The following is a 20,682-nucleotide window of genomic DNA, read 5'->3' as shown; positions in this document are numbered from 1 at the left end:
ACCCGTACACCTGACCCGTTCTCGAGACAGGGAGCGGCCGGGCGGTCAGGCTCAACGGCATGAGCGATGACGAGGAGGACCTGCCCGTGCTGCAGGTCCGCGAGGGGATCGAGTTCACCGACGACGAGCGGCTCCTGGTCGACGGAAAGCAGGTCGAGCCGGGCCGGTACCGGCTGCAGCACGGCGCTGCTTCGGGGTGATCCGGACGTGAGCGCTCTCCTTGACCGGCCCCTGACGGCACGGGACGACTACGGCCTCGGGGTCCGCTATGTCCGGCCGCGTCGGCCTGGTCACGATGCATCAGACGCTCGGCCGGGCCAAGGGTCTGCGCCGCACACATCGACTCCGGCAGGGAGAGGCACCGAACACGTGAAGGACACCGAGATCTCGCGGGCGGTGGCCGCGGCCGTCGACACGGCCGCCGAGTACGGTCTGGGCACCGAAGATGCCGCTGTGCTGCACAACTCGAACCGGATCGCCGTCCGGCTGCGGCCCAGCGGCATGCTCGCCCGGGTCGCGCCCCTCGCGCACCGCCTCGACTTCGAGGTCGAGATAGCCCGGCGCCTCGCCGGGACCGGCAGCCCGGTGGCGGGTCTGGATCCGAGGGTCGAGCCCCGTGTCCATGTCCGCGACGGCTTCGCCGTCACTCTCTGGACCTACTACGAGCCCACCGCCGCACCCGAGAACCACCCGCCCGCCGCCTACGCCGACGCCCTGGCCCGGCTGCACGCCGGCCTGCGCCGCATCGACTTCGCCGCACCGCACTTCACCGGCCGCGTCGCCGACGCCCTCCGGGTGGTCGAGGACCCCGCTGTCAGCCCGGACCTCGGCGCCACAGAACGCGCTCTGCTGAGCGATACCCTCCGCGGAATCAGCCGCGCGATCCTGGACCGCGGCACGCGGCAACAGCTCCTGCACGGCGAACCGCACCCCGGCAACCTGCTCGCCACCGCGGACGGACCGCTCTTCATCGACCTGGAGACCGCCTGCCGCGGACCCGTCGAGTTCGACCTCGCGCATGCTCCGGAGGACGTCGCCGCACACTACCCAGGCGCCGACTCCGGGCTGCTCGCCGACTGCCGGATCCTCAGCCTCGCCCTCGTGGTCTCCTGGCGTTGGGACCGCGACGACCAACTCCCCGACGGGCGCAGAAGGGGCCGGGAGTGGCTCGCCCAGATGCAGGCCGACCTCCACCGCCGGAAGCACGCCGACGGTGGCGGCCACTGAGCGGCGCCCCCGCCGAAATGGCCACACTGCGGTCTGGTCGACGACGGCGTCTCGGTCACCGAGGTCGCCCGCACCCTCAAGATCGGCCGCTCCACTGCCTACGAGGCGCTGGCCCAGCTCGGAACATCATGAGCCGTGAACCAGACCCAGCCGCCGTCTACCTGGACGTGACCGCCCATGGTTACGGATCGTGTCGCATGAGTACTTGCCTGTTGAGTAAATGGGACGATATGACCAGTTTATGGCGGACCCGACACCCGCGGAACTGGAGAATTTCTTCTATTTGGACGGCCAACCGCCGAAGAAGGTGCAGAACAGACGGCGGGTGCACAATCGGCCGGTACGTGACCAAGCAGTTAAACGTGGAGGACTGGACGTCGGCAAAGGTGCGTGGGGATTGGCAGGAACTCCCGAGAGCCATCCCCCCGTTGGAGGATCGAGGCGCGAAACGGAGGATACGTGGGAAAGAGCGCGGGATCAGAGCCAAAGGAAGAGCCATGGGTGGGCCTGGCCAAGGCCGTGAACGCCGTGCGCGCGGAGCTGGAGTCGGCTCGGGAGCAGGCCGAGCAGGCGAAGCTCAGCTTCGAGGTCGGACCAGTGGAGATGGAGTTCGCCGTCGACGTTCGCGAGGATCGGAACTCCTCGGGAGGTGTGGACGTGCGGGTGCTGAGCCTGGGCAGGGAGAAGAGCGTCGGACACACTGGCACTCACCGGCTGACGATCACTCTTCATCCTCGGGATGGCGAAACCAAGGAGCCGGTGCGTATCTCCGACGAGGAGCCTGGTCTGCCTCCGCGGTGACCGGGTGAGACATGGAGGCGGCCAGAATCGTCGAAGTGCACGCGGGGGAGTACGGAAGCGGCTACCTCGTCGCGGCAGGAGTCGTTCTAACAGCCCGGCACCTGGTGACCGATCCCAGCCGAATCGTGGTCCGCTTCCTCCAGGAGGCGCACGACCATGAGGGCACGTTGGCCTGGGCATCGCAGAAATACGACGCCGCGCTGATCACGATCGGCACGAGCAGCGCCCGCGGCGTGAGCGGCATCGCGGGCGCTGAACCGAACGCGGGGGAGGATCGTGCACATGGTGTCGGGCCGGGCTCCGGCGCCGGCGGTGTGCCGGCCACCGGTGCAGGTCGAGGATCGGCACTCGGTCCGGTTCGCTGGGGGCGCCTCATCGGCTGCAACCCTGGCATTCCCTGGGAGACCGCCGGTTTTCCGCGCGCCCAGCGACTCGCGAACCACCGGCGCGGGCTCGAATTCCTGCGGGGCGAACTGGATCCCCTGACCGGTGCGCCGCACTCCCTGCAGCTTCCCCTTCCCGATCCGGTCCCGAGCCTGTCCTCTCCGTGGCCGGGGTTCTCCGGCGCGGCTGTGACGTGCTACGGCCTCGTCACGGCCATGGTCACCGACTCGATGCCGACGTACGACCATCGCCGTCTGCTCGCGATTCCCGTGGAACGGCTCCTCGCGGACCCGGGCTTCCGCCGCGTACTGGCCGAGGCAGGTTGCTCCGACATTACGGAGCAACCAGTCGAGCTCGCCCCGATCCTCACCGCACCGCCTCTGCCCGCGCCCGGCTTGTCGCCCGCCTCGCTGCTGCGTGCCGACGCAGAAACCATCGGCTTCCGCGGTCGCGCTGAGGAGGTGCGGCGGCTGCTCGAATGGTGTGACGGGTCCGAAGTGAGCGTGCGGCTGCTAACCGGCCCAGGAGGGCGGGGCAAGACACGCCTCGCGTACGAGCTGGCGCGGATCCTGCGTGACAAGGGGTGGATGATCGGGACGCTTGCCCACGACGCGGACTTGCGGCCCGTCCGCGACGTGCTGGCCGGGCTCCGCGTGCCCACGCTACTGGTCCACGACTATGCCGAGTCCCAGCCCGATTCAGTGCGCGACCTGGTCTCCGCCGCCATGGGACACCGTGGCCCGTCACCGCTGCGGATCCTGCTCCTGGCGCGCGCGGCGGGCGAGTGGTGGCGCCAGCTCATCGACGGAACGGGGCGCCACCTGCGTGACGTGCTCACCACTGCCCCCGTTGACGAGTTGGGTGCCTTGCCCGTTGGCGACCGTGAGGGCGTGTTCATCGACACCGCACGAAGCATGGCGCGGCGACTCGGGGGCGGCGCGCCGAAACCGGTGACGCGGCCGGACCTGTCACCGGATCGTTTCGGGTCACCGCTGAGTATCGCGATGGAGGCTCTCGCCGCGCTGCTCGCCCCCGGATCCGCTGCGACTGCGGGTGGCGCGGCGGACGTCGTCCTCGATCACGAGCGGCCGTACTGGTCCAGCACGGCCAAAGCATACAGGGTCATGCTCGAACCCGAGGACCAGCGGACGGCCGTGGCCGCGGCCGCACTGTGCGGCGCGACCGACGAAACCGAAGCGCTGGCCCTGCTCCGGCGGTTGCCCGGGCTCGGCGACGACACCGACGACGGCCACCAGCGGCGTCGGCGGACAGCACGGTGGCTGCGCGACCTCTACCCCGCTCCCAGGGCCGGCGCAGGCGCTGCGGATAGCCCCAATGGCGGCTCCACGCACTGGGGATCACTGCAACCCGATCTGCTCGCCGAGCACCTGGTCGCGGTCGTTGCCCGCGAGGACCGCGGCTTCCTGTCCAGCGTCCTGGCCGCTCCTTCCGCCGCCCAGGCGCGGCAGGCCATGCGCGTCCTCACCCGCGCCGCCCTCCACCAGCCCGACATGGCCGACAGGATCACCGACCTGCTCGACGACCGACCCGATCTTTCCCGCCACGCGGTGGCCGTGGCGCCGCAGATCGAGAACCCCGCCCCCCTGCTGTCGGCTCTGGCCAAGACCGTCGACCGCATGCCCCCCTCCACCGAGTCGCTGAAGCGTCTGTGGGAGTTGACAGAGGCGTTTCCCACCCGCAGCCGACTCCTCGCCGACCTCGAGTATCAGGTCCACAGGACCATCGTCGCCCTCCAATTGGATACCGACTCCCTGCACACTGCCGCTGATCAGGATGCCTTCGCAGCCGCCGCCATCACTGCGGCCCAGCACATGGCCTCGCTGGGCCGGCCCGGACAGGCAGTGCAAGGGTTCCAGCTCGCGGTCAGCTACTACGAGTGGTTCGCGGAGCAAGTTCCCGGCCTGTTCCTGCCCAGGCTCGCCACCGCGCTGGCCAAGCTCGCCGACCAGCTCGTAAAGGTCGGCGACCGGCACAACGCCACTGCCGCGATTCACCGGGCAATGGACATCGCCGAACGACTCGCCGCAGAAGACTCCGGCACGCACCGACTTCTCCTGGCATCCGTGCTGAGCACGTTCGCCTGCATGTTCCCCAAATCGAGGACGGATGAGGCCCTGTCCGCCATGCGGCGCTCGGTCGCCTTGTACGAGCAGGCACCCGGGAAACAGGCCGGCGAGGCCCAGGCACTCGGCGCCGCCCTGGGCAACCTCTCCGCGATCTGCACCGCCGCCAACCTGACCGAGGAGGCACTGGCCCACGCCCAACGCGCGGTGGAGATCTACGAGCCACTGGCCCAGGCCGAGCCGGACGCCTACCAGGCAGGCCTGGCCAAGGCGCTCCACGGGCATGCTGTCCTGCTCATGCACCACGGGAGGTTCGGCGAAGCTCTGGACATCGCTGAGCGGGCGGTCGAACTCTGCAACGAGCTGGTCACGGGCTCCTTCGCGCGCTACGGCACCGACTTCCTCCACATGATGCTGACACTCGGGTTTCTGCGTCTTGAGGCCGCCCGGCCGGGAGACGCAGCGGCGTCCCTGACGGTACCAATCCGGATCAGCCAGCTCGGTGCGATCGAACTGAGCCCTCGCGACACGACGACCTACCAGGCGTTCTGCCTGCTCCGCAGCGCTTACAGGGAGGCGCCCGAGGACGTGGTCACGCGATGGCAGCAGATCACCGGCGAGCCGGCGCCAGACTGGCTGGATGAGGAGAACGGCGATTCGGCTGACGAAGAGGTGAGATGGTACCGGCGGGCCGCCGAGAACGGCGACCCGAACGCTGTACTACGCCTCGCCGCACTCTACGACGAGCGGGGCGAGGCCACCGAGGCCGAGATTTGGCTGGGCAAGGCCGCTACAGCCGGCAATACGACGGTGATGACCTGGCTGGGAAATCTGCTACGGCGGCAGGGCCGCCTCGTGGAGGCCGCGGTCTGGTGGCGCAAAGCCGCCGAGGCGGGCGACCACACAGCCATCACCGAACTCGCCACCTATTCGCTGGTTCGGGGTGAGCTGGCCGAGGCGAAAAACTGGTCACAAAAGAGCGCCGTACTCGGCGACGTGCGGGCTATGAACGTGCTCGGGCTCGTGCTGATGCAAAGCGGCGAGCTGGCCGAGGCCGAGACCTGGCTCTCCAAGGCCGCGCAGGCAGGCGACGCCAACGCGGCGAACAACCTCCTGCACCTGGTCACGATCAGGAGATCTGCCGACGAGGACGCCTTGCGGACCATCCCGTCGACGATCTCGTGGAACTTCCGAGAATGACACGTTCTCGGAAGTAGGGGTGCAACCGGAATGCAGATGCGGCCGGCGGACCATCGCCGCCTTCCTCGTCGACCCGGCGGCCGCGCCGCCCTGTGATCCCGGGCAGGCCGCCTACCGAGTCGTCCGGCCGGGGGAGCTCCACCTCACCTCCGCCCTCTACCGGGCACAGCGGACATGGTGACCCCTGCTGCCGTTCGGGCTGTTCGTGCTCACCGCGCTGGTCCAGCTCGCGGTGGGCCTGCGGCGCCCGCGCCGCAGGCCGTACACGGTGGTTGCGGGGCTGTCGGGGCTGCTCCTCACCGGGCTGACGGCCGACGCGCTGTACGGGGTGATCGCGGAGAACGAGACAGTGCTGGGAGTGGGCGTCCCCTCGGCCCTGCCCTTCTCCGAACTGGTCGCTCTCAACGTCGAAGACGTTCCGCTGTCGGCCCGCGAGGGCAAGGTACTCGTCCGCGCCGGCAAGGGTGAGGATTCCCCTGAGAGCCCGCCACTACTCAGCCATCGGCGTTGTGCGCCGATAGCTGGCTTTCCTCCCTTCCGCCAATGGGTAGCTGATCAGAGGTGTCGGGATTGGAGGATTTGACGACACCCTCTGATCGGGCCCTGTAAGCCCTCTCGAAAACCGGACATAGAGCAACGAACCGTGACGCCAGATGGCCGATTCCGCCCAAGAATTGACGACAGGGTTTCCCGACAGAAAGATCGGGCCCCACCCCTGACGGGAGCCTCGCTACGTAAGTCACCACCGAGACGCTGGCCGCACAAAGAATCAACCGTTACGCATCGTGACGGTAGGCGGTCCGGGCAGTCTCCGGGATTGGCCGAGTTGGGTACGTCCGATCAAGCAGCAGATGAGCGCGTGCGGGTCGCGATTGAGAGTTGGCGGCAGTGGCTGTCAGCGGCCGGTGGATCCGTCGATTCTTTCGCGGATGATGTCCGCGTGCCCCGCGTGGCGTCCAATCTCCTCGATCATATGGACCAGCACCCATCGCCGCGACGGCGGCAGAGCGCTGCGGCCGGGCGGCCGAGGGGCTGGCTGGGTCAGATCGGTCCAGGTTGCGATGACCTGGTTCGCCTGCGCGATCGTTGCCCGATAGCCGGCGAGCAGGCCGTCGACGGTTTCGTCACGAGTGGGCTGGAAAGTGCGGCGCATGTTGGTGATCGGTTCTTCGAGGAAGTAGAACCTCTCGACGGCGGTCACGTGTTTGATCAGCCCGAGGAGGTTGGTGCCGGAGGGCACGCCGGCGGTGCGGACCTCGGGCTCCGGTACATCGGCGACCTTGTCCATGATCGCGTTGCGGAGGTAGTCGATGAAACCGACCAGAGTGGCCTTCTCCCCGGGGGCGGTCCATTCGGGCCCGATGTCCTTGCGTTTCCTGGTTCGGGTGGTTGGCGGCATCAGCTTTTCCGATCATGTCGTTGGATGAGCAGAACGTTGTCGGTGACGGTGGCGGTCTGGCCTCCCGGTCCGGTGGCCCGGCGGTGCGGCATGTCGGCGCGTACGACGGACCACCGGGCCGGGTCAAGGGCGAGCTCGGCTGCGGTCTCGCCGGGTGAGGGGTAATGCGTGTCGGGATCTTTGTTCCATGACCAGGGTGCGGTCGAGCCGTGGTCGACGATCAGGAGATGACCGCCGGGGCGCAGTGCGTGCGCCGCGGTACGCAGTACTCGCGCGCGATCCAGTGCGAAGGGAGTGTGAAGGTACTGCGCGGAGATCAGGTCGAACTGCCCGTCGGGGAAGCTCCGGGCCAAATCGTGCTGTTCGCCGGTCACCCGGCCGTCGATGCCGAGTTGCCGGGAGCGTGCACGCACCCGTTCCACGGCGGCGCTTGAGATATCCACAGCGGTGACCTGCCAGCCATGTCGGGCAAGCCAGATGGTGTCGCCGCCGGCGCCACATCCCAGGTCGAGGGCATCGCCGGGATGCAATGCCTCGGCTGTCTCTTTCAACACCGGGTTGGGGTGCCCGGTACCGCCGCCGCGCCGGGCGCGGTGGTGCTGTTCCCAGAACGACTCGGCATTGAGTGCATCGGTCATCGGTCCGCCCCCCTCGCGAAGAATTTCACCAGCTCGGTGGTGACGAATTCTGGGTTCTCCTTGATCAGCCAGTGCCCGGCCTTGGGCACCTCGACAGCGCGGGTGATGTTGGACATGAGGGGCTGGACCGTCGAGCGGGTGAAGTCGAGCGTGCCTTCGGCTGTCAGCAGCATCGTCGGCATGGTGATCGGCTTCGCAGCCTTGTTGTCCCGTTCGTCCTGGTCCAGGGTGCGGTAAAGCTCAAACCCACCGGTCAGGACCTGCGGGCGCTGGTATGTGCGGGCGTATTCGTCAATCTGTTGTGCGGTGAAGGGAGCCTTCGCGCCCGGCCCGCCGAAGCTGGTCCCACCATAGGCAACATATCCGTAGAAAAGAGACAGGTAGTCACGGACGTCGTCGTCGACCAGCAGCTCGGGGAACCCGTCCTGGTTGTGGAATGACATGTGCCAGCTCGCCTGCCGGTAGGCGTTCGCGCTGAGGGTGGGACCGGGCATCGGATAGTCGAGGTGGGCGTACTTGACAACCTCGTCCGGGAACTGTGTGGCGTACTGGAACGCCACACCGGCGCCGAGATCATGCCCGACCAGCTTGATCTTGTTCAGCCCCAGCTTGCCGGCGAGCAACCGGTGGACGTAGCGGGCCAGGGTGGCCTTGTCGTAACTGGACGGCGCACCCTCGCTGTCGCCGAGTCCCGGCAGATCAAGCGCATACACGGTGTATTTCTCGGCGAGCGCCGGCATGATCTCGCGCCACGAGTACCACGACTGGGGCCAGCCGTGCAGGAGGACGAGTGGCTCGCCGGTGCCGCCGGTGACGTAGTGCATCTTCACGCCGTCGATGTCGGCTGTCTCGTGCTTGAATTGACGGTTGAACTGGGCGTCATCCCGGGTGGCCGCGTCGTAACCTGCCGCGACGGTGGCGCTCGCTTGCTGCGACGTCGTGTTCTGCGCCCTGCCGCCGGTGGTCGTACAAGCTGTCGTCAGGACGAGCGCGGCCGTGACGGCTGCGACGGTGCGCGACCACTGTGTTGCTGGTCTCGAAGTTGCTGCTGATGTGAGCATTGGTTACTTACCTCCGCTACCAGCATGACCAGCAGCGTTGCCTATTTGCGAGAAACGTTGCGGATCCGCATCATGGGTTCATGAACGTCACGTCGCACGACGTCCTTGCGGGCGTCGGCCCGCGCCTGCGCGCACTACGCCAGGCCCGGAACATCTCGCTGGCCGCCTTGGCGGCAGAGACCGGCCTGACCGCAAGCACGCTGTCGCGTCTCGAGAACGGGAAACTGCGCCCGACACTGGAGCAACTGCTGCCGCTGGCGCGGGCGCACGGCGTCCCGCTCGACGAACTGGTCGCGGCCCCGCCCACCGGCGATCCACGTATCCACCTGCGGCCAGTGCGGCGATCCGGCTTCACCGTCGTGCCGCTGACCAGACGTCCCGGAGGCATCCAGGCCTACAAAGTGATCTATCCACCGGCCGGGAAATCGGCTACGACGACACTGCAGACCCATGAGGGGTACGAATGGTTCTACGTACTCAACGGATATGTCAGGCTCGTCCTCGGTGACCAGGAATACCAGCTAGGCCCTGGCGAAGCCGCGGAGTTCGACACCCGTATCCCGCACCAGATCGGCAGCGCCGACTCTCAGGCCGCGGAGTTGCTCACGCTCTTCAGCGCCCAAGGCGAACGCGCCCACCTATCGCCCTTCCTGACATCGCCCACCTGAACGAACCGGCTCTGGAGCAAACATTTCACCCAAGCCGGGTCGAGGGTGGCGCGACCAGCGACAGCATCCCCCGGGACAAGGTCTTCTCCGAGAAGATCTCCACCCGGATACGGGTGCGCCCGCGGTTCGAGGCCGCGCTCGCCCAGGCTCGCGAGATCAAGGCCCACGCCCCGCACTGCCGGGTCATCTTCACCGTCAACGAGATGAAACGCCTCGGCCGCGACGCCGCCGAACTCACCGCCCTCGCCGACCACCTCGTCGCACACGGCCTGGTCCTGGAGATGCTCGCCGGACCCCTGCCCGGCATCTACGACCCCACCGGCCCAGGCCGGATCCTGTTCGCGTTCTTCGCTGCCCTCGCCGAGACCGAACGCGACAACATCCGCGAGGCCACCCTCGAAGGACTCGACTGATTACTCGGCGCTACACGCCACCTGGCGGTAGCTGTACGAGAACAGGGCCTTCAGGGAGCGGAGGAGCCCTGACCACCCCCATCCCGGCGCGGGCCGAGACCGGCCCCCAGACCCCATGCCTCGATGTCCGCCCGGCGGCCGGTGAAGCCGCACACCCGATTAAATCGGTCGCTTCGCTTTGTCGCGGATGAATACGATCACGGCACGCTCCGGGAGGGTTCGCCTGGACTCACGGAAGGACATCTCCGCGATGCTAGACCTGATCTTCGATCTGGAGACCCAGGATCCCGACGACGTACTGACCCTGTGCCTGGTCGCGGGCCATCCGGCCGTACGACTGCGCGCGGTCACCGTCACTCCGGGGTCGCCGACGCAGGTGGGACTGGTCCGGCACGTCCTGCGACGGCTGGAGCGAGACGATGTCGCGGTGGGCGCCAGCGATCCCGGTACGGGTAAGAGCCATGTGTCGGGCTTCCATGACCGCTGGCTCGGCACCCCTCCCGAGGCCCAGCCGGACGCCCCGCCCGCCGACGTCATCGCCGAGACCTTACAGTGTCACCCCGGGGCCACGCTCCTCACCGGCGGGCCCCTGCACAACCTCCGGCGGTTCCTCGAGACGTATCCGGGAGTGAGTCTGAGCCGGTGGGTGGCCCAGGGCGGGTTCGCGGGCGACAACGTCGTGCCGCCCGAGCACCGGTTGACGAAGTTCGAGGGCCGCACCGTATGCCCGACGTTCAACTTCAACGGTGAGCCCCGGGCGGCCCTGCTCGCTCTGTCCTCGACCGGGATCGCACTGCGCGAGCTGGTGTCCAAGAACGTCACTCACGGCGTCGCCTACGACGGCGAGTTCCACGAGCGGTTGCGACCACATCGCGACCGCACCGCCGGGCTCGCCCTGATATTCGCCGGCATGAAGCACTACCTGCGCAAGCGGCCCGGGGGGAAGCTGCTGCACGACCCCACCGCGGCCTGCGTGGCCATCGACCGCGCCATCGCCACGTGGGCCGAGGTCGAGATGGTCCGGGAGGAAGGCGGATGGGGTGCGCTGCCGGCGGCGGGCAGCGGGACGTTCGTCACGACCGCGCTCGACCACGAGCGGCTCTTCGAGGTCTTCGTCGGTGAGGGCACCGACTCCCTGGAACGAACCGCGAACGGCGCCACCCTCGCCTCCCTGGGGGAGGTCCATCGCCCGGATCCTTCGGGCGACGTTGCTGGCACAGGTTTCAGCGACATCGCTGAACTACGCCACTGATCGATTCCCGTGTCCCGGTTCTCGACGCTGCTCTGCCCATGGGGCGATGTCGATCGCGGTACGGCGGTGCGCGCGGCGCCCCGGCACGAGAAGTCCATGATCATATGACGTGTCGACGCGAAACCGACTCGCCGAGAGGGTCGCTGGCGGACGAACAGCGCAGGGCCAGTGTCAAAGGATGTCCGTACTCGTGTGGCCAGCAGAGCGCCGCTCAGCGCTCCAGCTCCCTGTGATCCGGATATCCGGGCAGGACTCGGACAGTCGTCGACCGGCGAGTCCGTCTGGCGCCGAACAGCAGGCCGATGTTCGGCGCCGGTGTTCCGGGCCGTCCTGTCTCATTCCATCTGAGGCAGTCTCATCCAAGCTGAGGTATCCGATGATTCGTCTCACCGATCTAAGGCATGATCACCAGCGGGTCGCCCCGGGCCAACGGCCTGCCGCGCGCACCGATCAAGCAGGTCAGGGGCAGTTTCTGTGTTGGGCAACAACCCTCGGGGCGAGGGTAGGCATCGGCGTCCCTGCCCTACGATGCCGCCCCGGGGGCGGCGGTCTGAAACGTCGCCAGCAGGGCTGACGCCGCCAACGAATGTGTCACCACCCGCCAAACCTGTTCTGACCTGGGACGTTAGTGACCCATCTTGAGCTCTGCCAATGCTTCGCCTGATCAACGCCGCTCTCTTAAAGCCCCGGGCGAGCAGCGCGGCTACGGGCTCTCGGCTGCGGCGCCGCCGAGCGAGGAGGCGTTGAGCTCCGCACCGACCCGGTCGGCGTGGCGGCTGACCACATGCAGGGCGACGGCCAGGGCGCGCGCCACGGACGAGTCGTTCTGCTCGGCCCTCCGCTCCCGAACATGTCCCCAGCCGCTAGGTAGAGGAGTGAGAGGTCACGATTGCGGTTCGTGATCGTTTCGGTGCGGTGAATGTGGCTAGTTGGGTGGAGTTTCCGCTTGATCGTGTTGGTGTGGGAGGCGGTCGGGTGGAGGGCGGTTCGAGTGCGTCGGGAGTGGGAGCCGGAGGAGCTGATCGCGGCGTGAACGCTGCTGGACGGCGACTGGGAGCTGGTGGGGAACAAGACGGGGGCGACCCGTCTGGGGTTCGGCCTGATGCTGAAGTTCTTCGAGCAGGAGGGCCGGTTCCCGCGGCACGCGGGTGAGCTGCCCAGGGCTGCGGTGGACTATGTGGCCGGCCAGGTGAAGGTCGAGCCGGCGTTGCTGGCGGAATACGACTGGTCGGGCCGGTCGATCGAGCGGCACCGGGCCCAGGTGCGGGACGCGCTGGGGTTTCGGGAGTCGACCCGGGCGGATGAGGATGTACTGGCCGAATGGCTGGCGGACAAGATCTGCCCGATGGTGTTCACGGACGAAGGGCTGCGAGCGGCGCTGCTGGCCCGCTGCCGGACCTCGAAGATCGAGCCGCCGGGTCGGCTGGAGCGGATCGTGGGTGCAGGCAGGGCGCGGTTCGAGCGGGAGTTCTGCCTGCATGTGCTGAATGGATTGTCGGCGAACTCGGCGCGGTCGCTGTGGGAGCTGGCCACGGGTGAGGACGGGTTCTTGTTGGAGTTGAAGTCCGACCCGGGCCGGTTGGGGCTGGAGACGCTGCTGGAGGAGATCGTCAAGCTACGGCGGGCGAAGGCTCTGGGGCTGGCGGTGGATCTGTTCGGCGGGTATTCGGATCGGCTGGTGGCCTCCTGGCGGGCGAGGGCGATGGCCTCGCACCCATCGGACTTCGCGGCGAACCAGCCGCCGGTCCGGTTGACGTTGGTGGCCGCGTTGGCGTGGTCGCGGACGACGGAGATCACGGACGCACTGGTCGATCTGTTCATCGGCCTGGTGTCGAAGATCAATACTCGGGCGGAGCGGAAGGTCGAGCGGGCGATCGAGGCCGAGGCCAAGAAGGTGCACCGCAAGACCGAGAAGCTGTTCTCGATCGCCGAGGCGTCGTTGCGGGCACCGGAGGGCACGGTCCGGCAGGTGGTGTTCCCGGCGGTGCCGGGCGGGGAGAACACGCTGCGGGCGCTGGTGGCGGAAGCGAAGGCGGACGCCAGGGCCTACAAGGCCCGGGTGCGGACGGTGCTGACCAGTTCCTACACCTCCTACTACCGGCGGATGCTGCCCAAGCTGCTGGCCGCGATCGAGTTCAAGTGCAACAACACCGCCTACCGGCCGGTGATGGATGCCGTGGACCTGCTGCAGCGCTACGCCGACATCCCGAACACCACCCGCCACTACGACGCATCCGAGAACGTCCCCATCCATGGGGTGGTTCCGGATGGCTGGCTGGAGGCGGTCGTCGACGAGAACGTGGTCATCGAGCGGGCCTCCTACGAATTGTGCGTGATCGTGTCGTTGAAGGACGCGTTGCGCCGCCGCGAGATCTACGTCGCCGGCGCCCGCCGCTGGCGCAATCCCGAGGAGGACTTGCCGACCAATTTCGAGGACAACCGGGACGTCCACTACGAGAACATGCGCCAGCCGCTGGACAGCAGTGTGTTCATCGAGACGTTGAAGGAGGCGATGCGCGCCTCGATGGCGGCGTGCGGGGAGGCGGTCCGCAAGAACCGCTCCGGCGGCACGAAGGTGAAGACGCACCGCGGTGAGCCGCGCTGGCACATCCCTGACCTGGGCAAGCTGAAGGTGCCGGAGAACCTGCGGGCGCTGCACACCGAGGTCGCCGCCCGCTGGGGGATCATCGATCTGCTGGACTTCCTGAAGGAGTCCGACTTCGTCACCGACTTCACCGACGCGTTCACCACGGTCGCGACCCGGGAGGCGACCCCGCGGGAGGTGATCCGCAAACGGCTGCTGCTGGTGCTGTACGCGCTCGGCACCAATGTGGGGATCAAACGGGTCGCCGACGGTGGCCGCCACGGCGAGACCGAGGCCGCGCTGCGCGCAACAAGGCACCTGTTCGTCAACCGCGACAACTTGCGAGCGGCGATCGCGACCCTGGTGAACGCCACCCTGAGGATGCGGGACCCGCTGTGGTGGGGCAACGGCACCGCGTGCGCGTCGGACTCGAAGAAGTTCGGGTCCTGGTCGTCGAACCTGATGACCGAGTACCACGCCCGCTACGGCGGCCACGGCGTCATGATCTACTGGCACGTGGACCGCAAGTCGGTGTGCGTCTACTCCCAGCTACGGTCCTGCAACGCCTCCGAGGTCGCCGCGATGATGGAGGGCGTGCTGCGGCACTGCACCGACGCCACCATCGACCGCCAGTACACCGACAGCCACGGCCAGTCCCTGGTCGGGTTCGCGTTCTCCCACCTGCTGGGGTTCAAGCTGCTGCCGCGAATCAAGAGGATCGCCCATCAGAAGCTCGTGAAGGCCGACGCCGATGACCAGGTCCCGTCCTGCCTGACGGGCATGGTGGCCGACAAGTCGATCGACTGGGAGATCATCGCTCAGCAGTATGACCAGATGGTCAAGTACGCCACCGCCCTGCGGCTGGGCACGGCCGAGGCCGAGCAGGTGCTGCGACGCTTCACCCGCGGCGGCCCCAAGCACCCCACCTACAAGACCATCGAGGAACTCGGCAAGGCCGTCAAGAGCATCTTCGTCGCCGAGTACATCGCCGCTCAGGAACTGCGCCGCGAGATCCACGAGGGCCTGCAGGTCGTGGAGAACTGGAATTCGGCCAACACCGACCTGTTCTACGGCAGCGCCGGCACCCTCCCGGGCAGCGACAAGGAGCACCAGGAGGTCTCCATGCTCAGCCTGCACCTGCTTCAGTCCGCGCTGGTGTTCATCAACACCCTGCTCGTCCAGTCCGTCCTGAAGGACCCCACCTGGCAGCAGAAGCTGACCGAGGCCGACAAACGCGGCTTGTCCCCGCTGTTCTGGTCCAACGCCAACCTCTACGGCACGATCGACATCGACATGGGCCGCCACCTCGACCTCGGCCTCGCGGCCTGATCGGCTTCGTCCCCTCGATCAGGATGATCCAGGGGACGAAGCCGGCTAGTCGGGCAGCAGCCCGGCCAGCGCGGTCCGGACCGCGGCCCGACTCACCCCCTGCGCACGTGCGAGCGCCGCGATCGAGGCGCCCTGGTGGGTGAACGCCGACCGCACCTCCTCGATGCGTGCGCCGGTCAGCGCGGCCGGCCGCCCGCGGTAGCGGCCTTCGGCCTCGGCCGCGGCGATCCCCTCGGCGGTCAGATCGTTCTGCAGGTCGCGCTGGAACTGCCCCACAGCGGTGATCACGTTGATGATCAGGTCGGTGGTGGCGTCGTTGGCGGCCAGGTCGTGGAAGTTCGACAGCGGCCCGGACAGGACCCGCAGCACTACGCCGCGGGCCTGGCACCAGCCGCGGACGGTGTGGATGTCGACCAGGTCGCGGCAGAGCCGGAACAGCTCCGACACCGTGAGGGTGTCGCCGGGATGCGCAGCAGCGGCAACCTTGGCGAACGCGGGCCGCTCCAGCGCGGGAACCTTGGAGGTGGTCGCCGGGTCCTCAAACAGCAGCACACCCTCGGCCGGGTGGAACCCCGCCGCGACGCCCTCGGCCCGGACCAGCAACCCGGCCTCGGTGAGGATGTGCCGCTGCCGCAGCAGCGACTGGGTCGCGGTGGACGAGCGGGAGTAGACGATCCGCACCGGCGCTCCTCAAGAAGGACGAAGCCCCCTTCTACCTGTCGGAAAATACTGTCGTCAATCAGCGCCCGAACCAGGCCGCCTGGCGTGGTGTTTCATCCCCGGGAATCCGGTTTACAGGTGCCTCTGGGCCGCCTGTCGGGAAACCTTCTAATCCCGACAGCCTTCGCGAAGGCACAGAAGCAAATCAAGACCTGCGTGTTGCGGGAGCGGAGGCCGACCATGGCGTGAGGTCAAGTTCCGGATACCGCAGTGCCATGCCGGCCAGCGTCTGCGCAGTCCAATAAGAATGCCCTGGTGGGGGAAACCCGAAGGCTTGGAGTTGGCGAGGTGTAGCGCGGTGGACGAAGTCGACCCATTCTCGTTCGAAGCTGCGCGCTGCCCATCCCACACGTTGCCCCCACGAGAGGCTGGATGGCCGGAAGCCCAGGTGCATGCTGTAGCGGGCGCCGCGAGGTGCTGTTAGTTGAGTGCCTCGGTGGAAGGTGCCGGACTCGAAGGCGATGACCGTTCCGGCGGGCCCCGCACCAGAGACCTCGGCCCCATACATCTGTGGGCTGCCGCTGTCGTCGTTGAATCGCCATGCGCTGTGCTGTCCCGGCCGCAGGAACCAGTTCGGGACGGCGGGGACGTCCACGGTGTGCCTACGTGAGAGCAGATGCGGCGGCCCGAGTTCCTCGGGGACGTCGGCCAGGAAGACGAACATCTCCACCTGCAGACAGCCGGGTGCCGTGCTGGGGACCAGCAAGGTGTGGTTGAGGTAGTCGCGGTGCAGGTCCTGGTCGTAGTCGCAGGCACCGGTGTACTTCGCCCAGGCCTCGGCCGTGTAGATATGGACGTCGCTGTCATCCAGCAGCACCTGGGCGAGCGCCAGGATGCGATGGTTCACTGTCAGCAGGCTGATCTCGGTGCTGGCGAACGGGAAGGTGTCGATCCCGGCGAACTCGTCGCCGATGAAGCGGACGCGGCGCGGGTCGGTGCCGTCATGAAAGCCCTCGGCGGAGGGGAAAAGCAAACCCAGTTCGCTCACCGCCGCTGTCAACTCCTCTGCAGGGATGAACCCCGGGAGGATCACGAAGCCATCGGCCCGCCAGTCCCGCGCAGCGCGCTCAAGATCCATCCATCCAGGATCATCCGTACGAGCACCACAGGCAATCGATTTTTCATACGTACGGGTTCCCTCCAGCTCGCTGGACCAACTGAACCGCACATCGCTACCTGGCGGCTGGGGACACGTTCGGGAGCGGAGGGCCGCTCGGGAACCCCCTGGGGCAGCCTCTTTGGCCAGGATTGGGAGGCAGTCGTCGACCAGGATGCCGGGGGTGCCATCAGGTCCTCCAGCGGTGGCATCGGGGCGCCCAGCGTGGCGAGGTACAGGCCGGGCGGCCGCTGCGCCGGCCGGTGGGCTCCAGCTGTTTGACACAGCCGGATCGGGCGCACATCCGCCCGGTATCGGGATTATCGGCTGTGTGAGCCCCACGGGAGGTGGCATGCCGATTCGGGTCCGGTCGCCACCGGGCGACCTTCTCGCCGCTGCCGCGCCGCCACGCTCCATCGCCCGATTTGCTTTGACACCGGCGTCAAGGTTCTAACCTCACGGGAGGTGGGCCGGTCTGTTCCGGACGGGGCCAGGTCGCGGAGACGGCCGCTCCGCGAGGAGCGAGGCCCGCCGCTCGTATGGTCTCCTCTGAGGTAAGGGATTCGGGTGAAAGTCTTCATCGTCGGCGCCAGCGGATACATCGGTGGCGCGATCGCCGACAGGCTCGTCGGGCAGGGTCACGAGGTCGTCGGACTCGCCAGGTCGGCCAAGGCGACGGAGGCCCTAGGCAGGAAGGGCGTGCGGGCTTATCTGGGTGAGGTCGGGGACATCGAGCGGTGGATCGATCGGGCCGTGGAAGCCGACGCGGTGATCTTCGCCTGGCGGGCGTTCGACCTTGACACGTTCCGCGAAACGGACACCGCCGCCGTCCGGGCGGTGCTCGCCCGTCTGGCTGGCAGTGAGAAGGCGTTCCTCTACGTGACGGGGTCGCTGGGCACCGGTGACACCGGCTCGGCTACCGAGGTCGACGTCGACACGCCTGATGACCCGCCGGTCTTCCTCGCTTGGCGCTCCGCCCTCGAAGCCGAGATCCGCCGCTCCTCCCAAGCAGGTGTCCGGTCGGTGGTCGTGCGCGCCCCCATGGTGTACGGACGCGCCAGCGGTTTCATCGCGGAATCGCTTCTCGCCGACGTCAGCACCTCCGGACAGGTGCACCACGTCGGTGACGGCGACAACCTGCTGGCCTTCGTCCACGTCGACGACCTGGCGGAGCTGTGCGTCCGGGCGGTGCGGACGGCACCGGCCGGCGCACTGTACCTCGCGACGAACGGGGAGTCCCTGTCCTACCGCGACTTCGCCGTGCGGGCGAGCCATGCCCTCGGCGCCGGTGGGGCCGTTGCCTCCCTCCCCCTCCAGGCCGCCCTGGCCGCCATGGGGCCGTTCGCCGAGGCCCTCACCTACTCCCAGCGCCTGTCCGGCGCCGCCGCGGGCAAGGAACTCGGCTGGAGCCCTGCCATGCACGGCATCGACACGGAACTCCGCCTTATTAAGGGATAACCCCACAGTTCCCTGAGCCCTCCATCGTGGCCATAGCTCCAGGACCTGGGCATTCTTCGTGCAGAGCACGTCGCTTTGACGGTTGAAGGGGTCTCGGGATCGGTGAAACCTCTTCCTCTTCGTTGAGGTTTTTGTAGTGGTGGTGAAGCCGAGGAGTCATGTGTCGGTCCCGGTCGGGGATGACTCGGTCCGCTGCTGGGCGCCGCCCTGGCAGAGGATGCCTGCTCACGCGGGGGTTGGCGCCGTACACCGACTTAGGCGCCTTGACTGCTCGCCGGGCCGGCGTGGTCTCGCGTCGCCAGGCCTTGGGGCGCCGCCCGGTGCCGCTCCGGGAACGGCTGACCGTAGACGGCCTTGGGTTCCGGCGAACCCAAGGGTGCGCAACCTCCCAGACCACCCCAACAGCCTGGACTCGACCTTTGGGTTCGCGGGAACTCTGGGATTTCAAGGGGCATGACGCGCATCGGAACGAAAAGTCCCGCTAGCAGAGCGGAGTTGAGCGGCTTACCATGACTTTCCGTTCGGATGCGTCTCATGCCCCTATACGGCGATTCGCAACGTTTGCCCTGTCCGCTACCGGCACCTCGGGGCGATGTCCCCCGTCGATATGTCCGCGCGTTCGGGGGCACGGCCAGCGCGGCCAACGCGACTCCGGGCCGTCGTTCCGTCGCGAGGGAGCGGCCAACGTGCCCGGATGAATCACGTCAAGCCGTGACTCGCGTGGGCCGGTATCGCAGGGCGACCGCCCCCGACCGGAACTCGCGGCGGTCCACGGGCTCGAGCTGGATGCGCTCGCGCAGACCGGCGAGCAACGTCGGCCCGTGTCCGGCAAGGACCGGCTGCACAAGGAACTCGTACTCGTCGATCAGTCCCAGATCCGCCAACGCCTGGGGGAGCGTCACGCCACCCACCCACAGGCCCTCGCCTGACTCCTGCTTGAGCCGCTGAACCGCTTGCCCGAAGTCGCCTCGCACCAGCTCGGCATTCCAATCGACCGCGCTCAGCGTGCTCGACACGACGTACTTCTTCGCCCGGTCGATGGTCTCGGCGAACGGGATCTGCCACTCATCCATCCAGTCAGGCCACGTGCCCGTGGCCGGCTTCCGCCACGCCGACTCCATCATCTCGTAGGTCACCCGGCCGAACAGCAGGGCATCGGCTCGCTCCATCTCAGCGGTCCAGTAACGCATCGACTCCTCGTTCGGGGGGAGCCCTGCCTCGTGATGGCAGCAGCCGTCGAGCGTGACGTTGATCGAGTATCGAAGTGGTCTCATCTCGTTGCTCTCCCTTGATGCGCGCAGCGCGTTTTCATCGGACGTCTACTTAGACGACTGTCGGCGCCATTTCTCATCGGCGCCCGATCCCACCTGCTCAACACCGTCGTGATGCGAACCAGACCGCAGACCGAGCGCGCGACCGATCCGGGCGCTCGGGGCGTTCAGGTTCGCAACGGGTCTCGAAGCGCCCTGCGAGACCTCCTGCCCCCTCCACGACATCCTTGTCAACGACGTCTGAATCCTGGCTCTGGCCCGAATTCCGTGAGCTGCCCCTCCTTAGACGTCGTCTCATTTGGTGAGTCGGCGATAGCAGATGAGAGCAGCGGCGATGGCGACGAAGGAGCTGAGTGCTCGGCTCGCCGCTCATAGCGACGGTGGAGCCGACGACAGCCGGCCAGCCAGGAGACGGTTCGTTCGACGACCCAGCGATGGCGCCCCAGTCGTTGGCTGGACTCGATTCCACGGCGCGCGATGCGAGGGGTGATGCCGCGCCCACGTAAGAAAGCCCGTAGGTGTGGGTAGTCGTAGCCCTTGTCGCCGTGGAGTTCGCCAGGCCGTCGTCGGCGCGGTCCGCGGCGCGAGCGGATCGGTGGGATGCTGCGCACCAACGGCTCCAAGGCCTGGCTGTCGTGGGTATTGGCCGCACTGATAGCGACAGACAGCGGCAATCCGGTCCGCTCAGCGATGAGATGGATCTTCGGCCCTTTCTTGCCGCGATCGACAGGATTCGGGCCTGTCAGATCCCCCCTTCGGCCGCCCCAACGCTGACCGAGTCGATCACGCACCGCGACCAGTCCAGTTCGCCGCGGGAACCGAGCTCATCCAGCATGACCCGATACAGCTTGGATCACCCCCGTGCGGCACTCCACTCGGCGAAGCGGCGATGCGCAGTCTGCCAAGACGCGCCAAAGATCGGTGGCAGCTGCCGCCAGGTGCAGCCGGTATGGCCACGAAGATGATCCTGGCCAGGATCAGGCGGTCTTCGGCCCGCCGCCGTCCGCCTCCTTGCGGTCAGGTGGGTGCCGGGGGACCACCCGCTGAAACAGCTCCCACAACTCGTCCGGCACCAGCGGCTGAAGGAACGCATCCAC

The 20,682-nt window shown here is 67.6% G+C and carries 16 protein-coding genes and 1 pseudogene; 9 read left to right on the top strand and 8 right to left on the bottom strand.

All coding sequences use genetic code 11. The annotated features are described in order from the left end of the window. Positions 1–59 precede the first annotated feature (59 nt). The 4 genes from AB0B96_RS30990 to AB0B96_RS30975 all read left to right on the top strand — a co-directional run bounded on the left by AB0B96_RS30990 (position 60) and on the right by AB0B96_RS30975 (position 5,696). The gene (locus AB0B96_RS30990) at positions 60–200 is read left to right on the top strand and encodes a hypothetical protein (protein ID WP_362904349.1); all 141 of its coding nucleotides are present in this window, start codon (positions 60–62) and stop codon (positions 198–200) included. 169 nt (positions 201–369) lie between these two features. Then, positions 370–1,227 carry a phosphotransferase gene (locus tag AB0B96_RS30985; protein WP_362904347.1) on the top strand — a complete coding sequence of 286 codons (858 nt, stop codon included), beginning with the start codon at positions 370–372 and terminating at the stop codon, positions 1,225–1,227. A gap of 459 nt (positions 1,228–1,686) precedes the next feature. Then, positions 1,687–2,028 (top strand): trypco2 family protein, encoded by a 342-nt coding sequence (locus AB0B96_RS30980; RefSeq protein WP_362904345.1) that lies wholly within the window; start codon positions 1,687–1,689, stop codon positions 2,026–2,028. Between the two features lie 11 nt (positions 2,029–2,039). Then, the gene (locus AB0B96_RS30975) at positions 2,040–5,696 is read left to right on the top strand and encodes a hypothetical protein (protein WP_362904343.1); all 3,657 of its coding nucleotides are present in this window, start codon (positions 2,040–2,042) and stop codon (positions 5,694–5,696) included. A 156-nt stretch (positions 5,697–5,852) separates the two neighbouring features. On the opposite strand, the gene AB0B96_RS30970 is transcribed toward AB0B96_RS30975, so the two are convergent. The 4 genes from AB0B96_RS30970 to AB0B96_RS30955 all read right to left on the bottom strand — a co-directional run bounded on the left by AB0B96_RS30970 (position 5,853) and on the right by AB0B96_RS30955 (position 8,794). Beyond that, on the bottom strand, positions 5,853–6,101 hold the full coding sequence (locus AB0B96_RS30970) for a hypothetical protein (RefSeq protein ID WP_362904341.1): 249 nt from the start codon (positions 6,099–6,101) through the stop codon (positions 5,853–5,855). Positions 6,102–6,591: 490 nt separating this feature from the next. After that, positions 6,592–7,095, bottom strand: a complete 504-nt coding sequence (locus AB0B96_RS30965) for a DinB family protein (protein ID WP_362904339.1) — start codon at positions 7,093–7,095, stop codon at positions 6,592–6,594. Beyond that, positions 7,095–7,733, bottom strand: coding sequence for a class I SAM-dependent methyltransferase (locus AB0B96_RS30960; protein ID WP_362904337.1), 639 nt, complete (start codon positions 7,731–7,733; stop codon positions 7,095–7,097). Before AB0B96_RS30960 ends, AB0B96_RS30965 begins: the two co-directional genes overlap by 1 nt. Next, entirely contained in the window at positions 7,730–8,794 is a 1,065-nt protein-coding gene (locus AB0B96_RS30955) for an alpha/beta hydrolase (protein ID WP_362904335.1), read from the bottom strand. The genes AB0B96_RS30960 and AB0B96_RS30955 overlap by 4 nt, the downstream gene beginning before the upstream one ends. Positions 8,795–8,874: 80 nt before the next feature. Here AB0B96_RS30955 and AB0B96_RS30950 point away from each other — a divergent pair, with 80 nt between their 5' ends. The 4 genes from AB0B96_RS30950 (at position 8,875) to AB0B96_RS30935 (ending at position 15,040) form a co-directional block, all read left to right on the top strand. Continuing rightward, entirely contained in the window at positions 8,875–9,462 is a 588-nt protein-coding gene (locus tag AB0B96_RS30950; RefSeq protein WP_362904333.1) for an XRE family transcriptional regulator, read from the top strand. Then, positions 9,435–9,875, top strand: coding sequence for a recombinase family protein (locus AB0B96_RS30945; protein WP_362904377.1), 441 nt, complete (start codon positions 9,435–9,437; stop codon positions 9,873–9,875). Before AB0B96_RS30950 ends, AB0B96_RS30945 begins: the two co-directional genes overlap by 28 nt. Before the next feature lie 250 nt (positions 9,876–10,125). Continuing rightward, on the top strand, positions 10,126–11,127 hold the full coding sequence (locus tag AB0B96_RS30940; protein ID WP_362904331.1) for a nucleoside hydrolase: 1,002 nt from the start codon (positions 10,126–10,128) through the stop codon (positions 11,125–11,127). Between the two features lie 1,036 nt (positions 11,128–12,163). Beyond that, positions 12,164–15,040: a Tn3 family transposase gene (locus AB0B96_RS30935; RefSeq protein WP_362904375.1), complete on the top strand. Its 2,877-nt coding sequence runs from the start codon at positions 12,164–12,166 to the stop codon at positions 15,038–15,040. Positions 15,041–15,085: 45 nt separating this feature from the next. Here AB0B96_RS30935 and AB0B96_RS30930 read toward each other — a convergent pair whose 3' ends face one another. Both AB0B96_RS30930 and AB0B96_RS30925 read right to left on the bottom strand, forming a co-directional pair. Continuing rightward, the gene (locus tag AB0B96_RS30930) at positions 15,086–15,721 is read right to left on the bottom strand and encodes a recombinase family protein (protein WP_362904328.1); all 636 of its coding nucleotides are present in this window, start codon (positions 15,719–15,721) and stop codon (positions 15,086–15,088) included. 184 nt (positions 15,722–15,905) lie between these two features. After that, entirely contained in the window at positions 15,906–16,838 is a 933-nt protein-coding gene (locus AB0B96_RS30925; RefSeq protein ID WP_362904326.1) for a phytanoyl-CoA dioxygenase family protein, read from the bottom strand. 585 nt (positions 16,839–17,423) lie between these two features. Between AB0B96_RS30925 and AB0B96_RS30920 the strand changes: the two genes are divergently transcribed. Then, positions 17,424–18,314 carry an NAD-dependent epimerase/dehydratase family protein gene (locus AB0B96_RS30920; RefSeq protein ID WP_362904324.1) on the top strand — a complete coding sequence of 297 codons (891 nt, stop codon included), beginning with the start codon at positions 17,424–17,426 and terminating at the stop codon, positions 18,312–18,314. 704 nt (positions 18,315–19,018) lie between these two features. Here AB0B96_RS30920 and AB0B96_RS30915 read toward each other — a convergent pair. Both AB0B96_RS30915 and AB0B96_RS30910 read right to left on the bottom strand, forming a co-directional pair. Further along, a complete protein-coding gene (locus AB0B96_RS30915) occupies positions 19,019–19,588 on the bottom strand; it encodes a dihydrofolate reductase family protein (RefSeq protein WP_362904322.1) in 570 nt (189 codons plus the stop codon). Positions 19,589–19,879: 291 nt separating this feature from the next. Next, a pseudogene (locus tag AB0B96_RS30910) lies at positions 19,880–20,682 on the bottom strand (IS5 family transposase).

Origin of the sequence: Streptosporangium sp. NPDC049046 (assembly GCF_040649155.1) — a bacterium.
In the GTDB taxonomy this organism is placed as follows: Bacteria; Actinomycetota; Actinomycetes; order Streptosporangiales; family Streptosporangiaceae; genus Streptosporangium.
The sequence above is the reverse complement of the archived record's forward strand: the minus strand, read 5'-3'. Positions and strand labels throughout refer to the sequence as shown.